9 protein-coding genes are annotated in these 11585 nt (G+C 47.4%); 4 read left to right on the forward strand and 5 right to left on the reverse strand.

The genetic code is table 11. The features are described 5' to 3' along the window. Positions 1 to 117: 117 nt before the first annotated feature. Entirely contained in the window at positions 118 to 828 is a 711-nt protein-coding gene (locus tag UL82_RS10640) for a helix-turn-helix domain-containing protein (protein WP_052735912.1), read from the forward strand. Positions 829 to 931: 103 nt separating this feature from the next. On the opposite strand, the gene thrB is transcribed toward UL82_RS10640, so the two are convergent. From thrB to UL82_RS07300, 5 genes are all read right to left on the reverse strand, one after another. Continuing rightward, complete coding sequence (gene thrB / locus UL82_RS07280) at positions 932 to 1858, reverse strand: homoserine kinase (RefSeq protein WP_046440031.1); 927 nt, start codon at positions 1856 to 1858, stop codon at positions 932 to 934. A 3-nt stretch (positions 1859 to 1861) separates the two neighbouring features. Continuing rightward, entirely contained in the window at positions 1862 to 3205 is a 1344-nt protein-coding gene (locus tag UL82_RS07285) for a homoserine dehydrogenase (protein ID WP_046440033.1), read from the reverse strand. Positions 3206 to 3461: 256 nt separating this feature from the next. Beyond that, the gene (gene lysA / locus UL82_RS07290) at positions 3462 to 4787 is read right to left on the reverse strand and encodes a diaminopimelate decarboxylase (protein WP_046440035.1); all 1326 of its coding nucleotides are present in this window, start codon (positions 4785 to 4787) and stop codon (positions 3462 to 3464) included. A gap of 2 nt (positions 4788 to 4789) precedes the next feature. Further along, entirely contained in the window at positions 4790 to 6436 is a 1647-nt protein-coding gene (argS, locus tag UL82_RS07295; protein WP_046440037.1) for an arginine--tRNA ligase, read from the reverse strand. An 18-nt stretch (positions 6437 to 6454) separates the two neighbouring features. Continuing rightward, positions 6455 to 8128 (reverse strand): L-lactate permease, encoded by a 1674-nt coding sequence (locus tag UL82_RS07300; RefSeq protein WP_046440039.1) that lies wholly within the window; start codon positions 8126 to 8128, stop codon positions 6455 to 6457. 486 nt (positions 8129 to 8614) lie between these two features. Here UL82_RS07300 and UL82_RS07305 point away from each other — a divergent pair, with 486 nt between their 5' ends. From UL82_RS07305 to UL82_RS07315, 3 genes are read left to right on the forward strand one after another with little or no spacing between them, the layout of a single operon-like run. Continuing rightward, positions 8615 to 9400: a (Fe-S)-binding protein gene (locus UL82_RS07305; protein WP_046440042.1), complete on the forward strand. Its 786-nt coding sequence runs from the start codon at positions 8615 to 8617 to the stop codon at positions 9398 to 9400. A gap of 23 nt (positions 9401 to 9423) precedes the next feature. Beyond that, positions 9424 to 10929: a LutB/LldF family L-lactate oxidation iron-sulfur protein gene (locus UL82_RS07310; RefSeq protein ID WP_046441354.1), complete on the forward strand. Its 1506-nt coding sequence runs from the start codon at positions 9424 to 9426 to the stop codon at positions 10927 to 10929. A 2-nt stretch (positions 10930 to 10931) separates the two neighbouring features. After that, entirely contained in the window at positions 10932 to 11561 is a 630-nt protein-coding gene (locus UL82_RS07315) for a LutC/YkgG family protein (protein WP_046440044.1), read from the forward strand. The last annotated feature ends 24 nt before the right edge of the window (positions 11562 to 11585 follow it).

The raw sequence follows: 11585 nt of genomic DNA on the forward strand, positions 1-11585 counted from the left end.
ATATTCCCACCCCTTTGGATAACACAATGGAATTCATAGGGTTATACTTCAAACCTAACTTTCGCTTATCGGAAATAAATCCCTCTACAATCCCACTCCCACGCCAAAAGGAGAAACGTGAGCGACTCAGACCACATCCCTCGACCAGCAACTGATTTCTTTGTGGAATCGTTCAACCTCAGTACCCAAAAACGCCATGTACTTGACGTCATTACTAATCACCCAAGCGGTATAACTGCCGCTGAGGTAGCCAAAAAAATGGGCATCCATATCAATACCGCACGGGGACATCTAGAAGAACTCAGTCATCTAAAAGCAATTGATGCTACCCCGCTACCGGCTAACAGACGTGGTCGTCCCACACTTTTATTTAAGCCCCGAATACTGAATAATCGAATGTTAGCCGCTGAGCTCATCAATCTTATCCAGCTACTCATTAAAGAAATTGAAGATACTAATTCAGAAGAAGCCGTTACCATTGCACAAAGAGTTGGTGTTAATTGGGCAAAGCAATTACGTATCAACGGCTTCGAACCAGCACCAGAAGAAATCATTGACCAAATCGATGAGCTTTTCCGACGTTTAGGCTTCCTACCCGATACTCATGATCGCATGCTCGACGTCTCTAGCTGCCCATCATCAGATGATAAAAATAACCCCAGCTCTTTTATCTGTTATATCCATCGGGGTATGTTGCAAGAATTTTTCCATGATGTCTCTCTGGAATTCGCACTACCGTCCTATCACGGAGACAACACTTGCCAAATGTTAGAAGATCCCGCTAGCAAAGAAGACTGCGAAGACGATGAGGAAACCGTCAAAGAATAATTCGCTAAAAAGAAGCTTCTGCTAATCATAAAAATTGGCGTAATAACCAACCTGATTTATCACAACAGTTGGTTATTACGCCTTGTGCATGCCCTCTTAATACTTAATTAACTACGGTTACCTGCACCGAACCCGCAATATCTAATGGCAATACTTGGAAACCATCAGCCTGTGCATCAGCTAAGATTTTTTCGTCGATACTTTGGGTTCCTAAAACCATAACTGTTGGTCCAGCACCAGAAAGATAAGCTGCATAACCACTATTTCGTAAACGATTAATCCACTGTGCGCTAAGTGGAAGCACATCTGCACGATAAGGCTGATGTAAGCGGTCGCGGGTACCTTCCCACAGTAATTCTGGGCGCTGCTGTAAAGCAACAGCCATTACTGCTACTCGCGAAAGATTAAACCGCGCAGCTAAATGAGTAACATCGCTAGGCAGAACTTCTCGAACAGCTTGAGTAGACGCACGAAAATCAGGCACAAAAGCTACCGCTTGAATATCTTTATGTACCGGCATACTCACCGCTTTGTACTGAGGTTGACCATGATCATCAGCTGGTTCTTCAACCCAAGACACCACATAATTTCCCAATACAGACGCAGCTGCATTGTCCGGGTGTCCTTCAAAAGAACTAGCAAGCTGCACTAATTGTTCTTCGCTCAATAAAAAACCAGCTAAACCATTAGCCGCAGCAACTCCAGCCACGGCCGCTGCCGCAGAAGAACCCAACCCTCGCGACTGTGGAATATTGTTATGGCAGACTACGTGTAAACCAGGAACCTCAACACCTGCTGCATCTAGACCGGCGTGAATTGCTTTAACTACTAAATGTGAATCATCGAGTGGAAGTTCGCCTTGGCCTTCGCCAAAAACCTCTATTACCAGACCAGAATCAATAATCTCAACCTCAACGGTGTCGCACAGGTTAAGTGCTAAGCCCAAAGTATCAAAGCCTGAGCCAAGGTTTGCTGAGGAGGCAGGTACCATCACCCGAACTTTTTTACCTACTGCTAATTTATTTGGCATCAGTTACTCCCCCTGCACTCGGATAACACTGCTGATTTTCTTTACCGGCTCCATGGTGGCAATTCTTTTGACTGTATTAGCTAAATCGGCTTCCTTAGCTGTGTGCGTCACAATAATAAGACGTGCATGCTGGTCTTTTTCTTGCTGGCGCACGGTACTCATCGAAATACCATGTTCAGCAAAAATTTGCGTGAGTTCAGCAAGCACACCCACCCGATCTTCTACTTCTAAATCAATGTGATAACGCGTCAGTACCTCAGAAAAATCAGCAATCGCTAAATTCGCATACGTTGATTCACCCGGTGCCCGACCACCAAAAATCTTATTCCGCGCCGCACCAACAATATCGCCCAATACTGCAGAAGCAGTAGGATTTCCACCAGCGCCATTGCCATAAAACATCAGCTGACCAGCAGCCTCAGCCTCAACAAAAATTGCATTAAAAGACTTACTTACTGTAGCAAGTGGGTGACTACGAGGTATTAACGTTGGATGAACTCGCGCAGAAACACTATGGTTGCCATTCTTATCAGTTAACCGCTCACACACTGCCAATAATTTAATCGTGTAGCCAGCTTCTTTTGCTGCCTCGATATCAGCTGAGGTGATCTTTGATATACCTTCTCGATATACGTCATCAGCAGTGACTCGCGTATGGAAAGCCAACGAGGCCAAAATTGCTGCTTTACTTGCCGCATCATAACCTTCCACATCGGCGGTAGGATCTGCTTCTGCGTAACCTAACCGAGTCGCCTCAGCAAGCATCTCATCATAGGAAGCACCGGTGGTATCCATGGCATCAAGAATGAAATTAGTTGTGCCATTAACAATGCCAGCCACAGACTCAATTTGATCGCCAGCTAATGATCGACGCAACGGACCAAGCACTGGAATTGCCGCAGCTACTGCAGCTTCAAAATAAAGATCCACCTCAGCTTGATCGGCTGCCGCAGCAAGTTCTGCCGAATGTGCTGCCACCAAAGCCTTATTCGCAGTAACCACAGATTTACCTGCACGTAAAGATTCCAGCACTAATTCGCGCGGATAATCAATACCACCGATAACTTCGACAACAATATCTACATCTTCACGACGAATCAGCGCACGGGCATCATTAGTAAGAACCCCTAGCTCATCGGCAAGGGTTCCGCTATGCTTTTCGACGTTTGATACAGCTACTCCCCGAATTATCAGTGGACCACCAGATCGGTGAGTAAATGCATCCGCGTTTTCGTGCAATAAGCGCAATACTTGGCTACCAACAGTGCCATAACCTAGGATGGCAACACCGACTGCTGCCCCCTCACCTTTACCGGGATTAAAGGTAGAAGAATGCTGTGCGCTCATTATGCTCCTTGTGTGAAACCGTATATCTGACGTTTGCGCACTATACGTGGGATTTAGCTCAACCCACCTATAGGATTAAAGAAATTGTATCGAACACCTACCCAGACTGTTATTTCTTACCCCAAAAATGAACATCAAATGAATAAAAACCGATCTAGCAGCAATACTACGTTTTACATATAACAGTCGATAACGCAGTAAGCCCGCCTTTATTAGCGGGCTTACTATGAGTTGCACTAAATAGTTGCGTCAAAAATTATCTAGCCAAGTTTAAAAAATCCTCAATTGTTTCTGCACGCATCATAACTCGGGCTTGACCGTCTTTGACCGATACCACAGCCGGGCGCATCATCATGTTGTATCGACTAGACATGGCATAACAATATGCGCCGGTAGCAGCCACAGCAAGGATATCTCCGGCCACAATGTCTGCTGGTAGTTCGCGAGAATCAATAAGAATATCACCTGATTCACAATGTGAACCAACAACTCGAGTTGATACTGCTGATGCGGTTGTTTCTCGGTTAGCCAAGCGAATATCATATTCTGCTTGATAAAGCGCTGGTCGAATGTTATCGCTCATACCACCATCTACTGCTACATACCGACGTAAGTGGTCATCAGTTACGTGCACATCTTTAATGGTTCCAGCGGTATATGCAGTAATCGTTGATGGTCCGGCTATCGCACGACCAGGCTCTACCGTTACTCGGGGTGTAGCAACACCTAGTTCTTCAGCACTACGCTGAACTCGCGTGAGCAGATCTTTGGCCACCAACTGCACATCTAGTGGGCGTTCATCAGCCATATAGGCAATGCCATAACCACCACCAAGATCAAGAATATGAAATTCTTCTCCTACCGGTTCATCAGAAAGAATACGTCTCCATAGGCCTAAAACACGTTCTGCGGCCAATGAAAAGCCCTCGGCATCAAAAACCTGCGAGCCAACGTGGCAATGCAACCCAACCAAACGTAAATGTGATGCCGCAATTGCTCTTTTTGCTGCTTGATATGCCGAACCAGAAGCTAAAGAAAAACCGAATTTTTGATCTTCATGGCTTGTTGCAATGAACTCATGGGTATGAGCTTCAATACCGGGTTTAACTCTTATCAGCACATCTTGAACTATCCCTAGCGACTTAGTAAGTTCAGCTAACCGATCAAGTTCTTGGTGTGAATCCACCACGATGCAACCGACGTGCTCTTCAACAAGCAGTTTTAAAAACTCTAACGACTTGTTGTTACCATGGGCGGTAATATCCGATGCCGGAAAACCTCCATGCCGAGCGACTCGAAATTCACCTTCACTAGCAACATCCATATGCAAGCCTTCTTCATGCACCCATTGGACAATAGCCGGGGTAAGAAAGGCTTTAGAAGCATAGTGAACATTGTGCGCGCCAAAGGCATCGGCCATATCGCGACACCGTGAGCGGAAGTCTTGTTCGTCCACAATAAAAAGCGGGCTACCATAACGCTGCACTAGTGTCGGTACACAGACTCCGCCAACGTAGATTTCACCGTCGATACGCTCAGTTGTACGCGGCCATACTTGTTCTGGTAACGAATTAAAAGTCATCACTACATACGTTCTGGTGCATGAACACCTAGTAGATCCAACGCATTTGCTAGTACTTGCCGCGTAGCAGCTGCGAGTGCCAAACGCGCTTTATGTATTGGCTGTGTCTTTTCATCACCGCGGGGAAGAATCTGGCAGGTGTCGTAGAAACGGTGAAAAGTACCAGCCAGAGTTTCTGCATAACGGGCGACTCGATGTGGTTCACGTAGTTCAGCAGCGGCTTTCACTACAGCCGGAAACTCGCCCAAGGTGCGGATAAGCTCCCCTTCGCGCTCATGGGTTAACAATGCATAATCTGCACCATCAACATCGACACCTATTTCGGTGGCTTTACGAGCAATCGAGCATAGGCGTGCATGACCATATTGCACATAATAAACAGGATTATCGCTAGACTGAGACGCCCATAGTTCAAGGTCAATATCCAAAGAAGAATCTACTGAACTACGAATCATTGAATACCTCGCGGCATCAATGCCAATGGCCTCCACCAAATCATCCAAGGTAATAACAGTGCCAGCACGCTTAGACATACGCACCGCTTGACCATTGCGAACCAAATTAACTAGCTGGCCAATAAGAACTTCCACATTATTTGCTTCATAGCCCATTGCCGCAGCAGCTGCACGCAACCGAGAAATATAGCCGTGGTGATCAGCACCTAACATGTAAATAGCCAAGTTATGCCCACGATCAAATTTATCGGCTATATAGGCAATATCGCCGGCAATATATGCAGCATCCCCATCAGATTTAATCACTACGCGATCTTTGTCATCGCCATAATTTGAGCTACGTAGCCACCACGCGCCATCCGCTTCATACAGATTTCCATTGGTTTTTAGTTTTTCTACTGCACGTTCTACTGCGCCAGACTCGAATAAGGAATTCTCGTGGAAATAGACATCAAAATCAGTTCCAAATTCATGCAATGATTTCTTAATGTGCTCAAACATCATCTCGACGCCGAGTTCACGGAAAATTTCCTGGGCATCAGGTTGCTCAAGAACGTCAGGACGCTTTTCGACGACTTTTGCCGCAATATCTTGAATATATTCGCCACCGTAGCCATCTTCTGGCGTAGGCTGCCCTTTCGCAGCGGCTAACAAAGAACCAGAAAAACGGTCAATTTGGCGACCATGATCATTAAAATAGTATTCCCGCGTAACACACGCACCACTTGCTTCAAGTATGCGCCCTAAGGAATCACCTACTGCCGCCCACCGAGTACCACCTAAATGAATGGGGCCAGTAGGGTTTGCCGAAACGAATTCTAGATTGACTTTTAGGCCATCATAGAGTGAAGAGTGGCCAAAAGTGTTTTGTTCGGACAATACCGTTGCTACGATCTGCCCTTGGGCTGCCGCAGCAAGACGAATATTAATAAAACCTGGACCTGCAATCTCGCAGACGTCAATGGCATTATTTGTTGCCAATTCGTCTGCGAGTGCCTGAGCCAACTCACGCGGATTCATTCCAACTTTCTTAGCCACTTGTAAAGCAAGATTTGTGGAATAGTCACCGTGCTCTGGATTACGAGGGCGCTCAACAACGACCTGCTCCGGCAAGACACTAACATCAAGCTGGCGATCAACAAGAGCACGGGTAGCGGAAGATTTAATTAACTCAGAAAGATCCGTTGGTGTCATGGTGCATTACTTTATCACCTAGCCACCTACTACCATCCAGCCAAGAACTGGGGTGGACTGGAGATAAACCAAAATACACAGAACTGCCAGCAAACCAATAGAGTACTTCCAGGCCTGGGCCATAATCTTCGATTCGCCATTTTCCATGCTTACCGCATTGGCTGCAATAGTTAGAGTCTGTGGGCTGACCATCTTACCAAGCGCGGCACCAGAAGTATTTGCAGCAACCAGCAAGGTTGGCTCCACACCAACTTGCGATGCCGTTGCCGACTGCATCTGACTAAAGAGTGCATTACCACTAGTTGCAGAGCCAGTTACCCAGGTACCCAACCAACCTAGGATTGGTGAAAGAAGTGGGAACACAGCACCAGTAGCAGCCAAGAACGCACCAATCGCAGCAGTCTGACCACTCATGTTCATCACATAGGCCAGGCCCATCACTGCAGCAATGGTCAATGCTGCCCAGCGTAGCTTTACAACACCTTCAGCAAGAATCTTAAAGGCCTTACCCATGGTCATAGGGAATTCCTTATCCCCGTTTGCACCACCTGGGCTAGATGTCAGGCTGTATACCAGAGCAATAATCACAGCACAGAAGAACAAGATGGTACCCGGCGTCGATAGCCAGTTGAAGTTAAAGAGTGTATTGGTTACTGGTTCGCCAGCCGGGGTAAGGATATGCCCATGCAAACCTGGCCAACCAATAACTATGTTGGTGGACTTCAATGCCGCTGGGATATCGACCCCGATACGCCACAGGCTGGTGATGGAGAAGACCACCACAACCAAGAGATACGGAAATAATGCCAACCCCACTCGGCCACCGGTTAATTGAACGGTATCAGGATCGATATTAGAAGCCTGATCTCCTGGAGTTTTTGGCTTCCATACCTGCAAGAAAAGAACACCGGCAACCAGCGATAGCAAGCAAGCAACCACGTCAGTAAGCACATAAGTAAAGTAATTCGATGCTAAGAACTGGCCACCCCCGAAGGCGATGCCCAATACAAGTGCCATGGGCCAGGTCTGCTTAACGCCGCGCATACCATCCATAATTAGTGCAAGAAGGAAAGGTACGATCAATGCAATAATCGATAGCTGACGTCCAACCATTGACGCAACATTTTCTGCTGGGATTTGAGTTAGCACACCAGCGGTGGTTACTGGAATACCCATAGCACCAAAAGCCACTGGGGCACAGTTAGCAACAAAGGTAACCAATACGGCTTTCATCGGCGGTAAACCAATAGCCAAAAGCATCGCTGCCACAATAGCAATTGGCGCTCCGAAGCCTGCTAAAGCCTCCAAAAGGCCACCAAAAGCAAAGCTGATAAGCATAGCTTGCACACGCATATCACCGCGTCCAAGCTTGGAGAAAATTGCGCGGAGATCTTCAAAGCGCCCAGATGCAACAGTGATGTCGTAAAGCCAAACCGCCATCAGAATTACGTAGACGATTGGGAACAACCCAAAAGCTGCGCCCTGCGTAAATGCCAAAACAGCATATTGAAAGGGCATGTGGAACAAGAAAATACCGGTAATAAGGGCAACAACAACACTAGACAGAGCTGCCCAGTGTGCCTTCATCTTCAACACCATAAGGAAGATAAAGAACCCGACCAAGGGCAAAATAGCGCACAGTGCAGACAAGCCAAGGCTGCCAGCAACAGCGGTAGTCGATGACGTAAACACGCGACTCCTTCAGAGAATGATTTTAGACATATTCTGTTATCTAAATATATGGAAGAAGAAAGCAACTAAAACAATCCACTTCCACAAATAGTAGCTATAACAGGGTTATTTTCCTGTCTATATTGTGACCGTTAGACGTGTCCCATCATACCAAGATGCATTAAATTAGATATAACTCACATCAGTGAATGGTTAATATCACATTTCATTTGAGATATACGCGTGCTATATCAAATCCCCTGAGCGCTACACCTGCAAAAACCCTGACCAGACACTATTTTAGAGACATTAGTATGTTGTAATTACTCTCTTTTTTTACGAGAAAAATAGGTATTACCTCGCTATTATTGGATGTGTCATCATGTCACATTGCGCTCATTTTATACCGGCTTACAGGAGTAACCACGGATAGCAAGTACGCGCTATGCGTCGTGAAGCCTTTTAAACTTTAATCAATTCATTAGTAATAGTTATAGGAGCAAAAACATGAGAGTTGCGCTCTTTAGTACCTGCATCGGCAACGCAATGTTTCCTGATGCGTCCAAGGCAACCGCGTTGATCCTATCTCGGCTTGGTTACGAGGTCGTTTTCCCTAAAGAACAAACCTGTTGTGGCCAGATGCACGTTAATACCGGATACCAAAAGGAAGCTATTCCACAGATCCGCAACTATGTTGATGCGTTCAGTGATCCTTCCATAGATTACGTTGTTTCCCCATCCGGTTCCTGCATTGGTGCTGTACGTGAACAACATGAGCGTATTGCTGACCGTTATGGCGATAAAGCACTTGTCGACGGCGCACGTACCACTGCCAAGAAATCTCTCGATCTACCAGAGTTCCTGATCGACGTAGCCCAAACCGAAGATCTCGGCGCATTTTTCCCTCACCGAGTCACCTACCACCCGTCATGCCACGGTCTCCGTTTTATCAAACTTGGTGATCGCCCTTACCGCCTGCTCTCTAATGTTGAAGGCATTGACCTTGTCACCTTGCCTAATGCTGAAGAATGCTGTGGCTTCGGCGGTACCTTCTCATTGAAGAATGCAGAAACTTCTGCCGCCATGGTCAGTGATAAGAGCCGTAATATCACACTCACCAACGCCGAATATGTCACCGGCGGCGACTCTTCCTGCCTGATGAATATCGCAGGTTCTTTGTCGCGCAGCCACGTCGGTGTTCGCGCTATCCATATTGCTGAAATCCTGGCGTCCACCAAGGAACACCCATGGACGCCTACCACCGCTGCTTACTCTAGGGAGGCAATGCTGTGAACGTCGCACTCGGAATGCCCGTCATGCCGCCACGGGCAAGCGAAAATAGCCAACTTCGCGGCGATGACAACTTCGTCCACAATGCTCACAAAGATCTCTACAACGCTACTCAGCGACGTAACCTCACCAAGGCAACAACCACTATTCGAGGTAAACGCCTTAATGTGACCGCTGAAATGCCTGACTGGGAGGAAATTCGCCAGGCTGGTTCTGATATCAAGCGTGATGTTGGACAACGTATGGATGAGCTTCTACTACAGTTTGAAGCAGCCGTTACTGCTCGTGGCGGACACGTTCACTGGGCACGTGATGCCAAAGAAGCCGGCGATATTATCACTGGATTAGTCGAAGCCACCGGTGAGAAGAACGTCGTCAAGATTAAGTCCATGGCTACCATGGAGATTAATCTGAACAATCGCTTACGCGAAGCTGGTATCGAAGCTCGGGAAACCGACCTTGCTGAGCTTATCGTTCAGCTGGGCCACGATAAACCATCGCATATTCTTGTGCCAGCTATTCACCGTAACCGTGCCGAAATCCGTGACATCTTTATTAAAGAGATGCCGCATACCGATGAATCGCTATCTACTGAGCCTGCCGATCTTGCTGAAGCATCTCGTACCTTCCTGCGTGAGCAGTTTATGCGTGCAAAGGTTGCGATTTCGGGCGCAAACTTCGGTATCGCTGAAACTGGAACTGTCACCATTATGGAGTCAGAAGGTAATGGCCGTATGTGCCTTACCCTGCCAGAAACTTTGATCTCGGTCATGGGCATCGAAAAGCTATTGCCTACCTTCCAAGATCTTGAGGTCTTCTTGCAGTTGCTGCCTCGTTCTTCCACAGGTGAGCGCCAGGCTCCTTATGTATCTACCTGGACAGGTGTTACCGAAGGTGATGGTCCACAAAACTTCCACATCGTGCTAGTAGATAATGGCCGCACCGCTGTACTTGCTAATGAGCTTGGCCGCGAAGCCCTCAAATGCATCCGTTGCTCGGCCTGCCTTAACGTATGCCCGGTCTACGAACGCGCTGGTGGGCATGCTTATGGTTCTACTTATCCCGGTCCAATCGGCGCCATTTTGACCCCACAAATGACCGGCATTAAAGACAAGCATGATCCCAATGCTTATCTACCTTATGCTTCTAGTTTGTGTGGCCGCTGCAACGAGGTCTGCCCAGTAAAGATCCCATTCACCGATATTCTTCTTGAGCTTCGCCATGAGAAGATCAAGACAGATGCTCCAAAGATCGAAAAGACCCTTATGAGCGCAATGGGTATGGCTTGGCGGTTCCCACTACTGTGGAACACAGTCACCCGCATGGTCTTTATGGGCCGTATTTTGGGTGGCTCGCAGGGCAAGATTACGCACCTGCCTAGCTTCCTCGCTGGCTGGACTGATGTTCGTGACACCGCGGTACCACCTAAGAAGTCTTTCCGCCAGTGGTTTGAGTCTGATGAAGCACAAGCACTGCTTGCCGACGCTCGCACACAGGGTATCACCCCTAATCGCCTTGAAAAGGATGCTTAATCATGGATGCAAAAACTGAGATTTTACAGCGCATTCGCAACGCCAATAAGCTGGCTAAGGTGCCTGAGGGCGCTTACCCAGTCCAGCGTGACTACATCCGCCACACCGATCTACCACATGATGAGCTTAAAGAATTGCTCATTGATCGACTGGTAGATTACAAGGCTCAGGTCGTAGAGTCTTCGAAAGAAGATCTATCCGCAACCATTGCCAAGATTCTTAATGATCGCCAGGCAAAAGACGTTCGCTATGCTCCCGGTTTAGAGGCATCGCTTTTCGACGCTTTTGATGGCGTAGCCACCCCAGATGATGTATCAGTGGATCCTCGTACGCTCAACGATGTGGATGCTGTGGTCACAGATTCACATGTCTCCTCTGCTCAAACTGGCACCATCTGTCTTGAATCAGGTGATGTGTGCGGACGTCGTGCACTGACCCTCGTGCCAGACTGCCACGTCTGCATTGTACGGATGGAAAATGTTGTTTATGGTGTGCCAGAAATGGTTTCTCGTCTTACTTTTAAGCGCCCCAACACCATGATTTCTGGCCCATCGGCTACTTCAGATATCGAGCTCAACCGTGTGGAAGGTGTGCACGGACCACGTACCCTTATCTGCGTAGTTGTTGATTAATTCTCGATAACCAGCAATATAACT

This window comes from Corynebacterium kutscheri, from assembly GCF_000980835.1.
Lineage (GTDB): Bacteria > Actinomycetota > Actinomycetes > Mycobacteriales > Mycobacteriaceae > Corynebacterium > Corynebacterium kutscheri.

Bases quoted from the DNA above. Each gene is read 5' to 3' on its own strand.
- UL82_RS07305 (WP_046440042.1), top strand. From the start codon at position 8,615: ATGAGAGTTGCGCTCTTTAGTACCTGCATCGGCAACGCAATGTTTCCT.
- lysA (WP_046440035.1), bottom strand. From the start codon at position 4,787: ATGACTTTTAATTCGTTACCAGAACAAGTATGGCCGCGTACAACTGAG.
- UL82_RS07285 (WP_046440033.1), bottom strand. From the start codon at position 3,205: ATGAGCGCACAGCATTCTTCTACCTTTAATCCCGGTAAAGGTGAGGGG.
- UL82_RS07315 (WP_046440044.1), top strand. From the start codon at position 10,932: ATGGATGCAAAAACTGAGATTTTACAGCGCATTCGCAACGCCAATAAG.
- UL82_RS07310 (WP_046441354.1), top strand. From the start codon at position 9,424: ATGCCGCCACGGGCAAGCGAAAATAGCCAACTTCGCGGCGATGACAAC.
- argS (WP_046440037.1), bottom strand. From the start codon at position 6,436: ATGACACCAACGGATCTTTCTGAGTTAATTAAATCTTCCGCTACCCGT.
- thrB (WP_046440031.1), bottom strand. From the start codon at position 1,858: ATGCCAAATAAATTAGCAGTAGGTAAAAAAGTTCGGGTGATGGTACCT.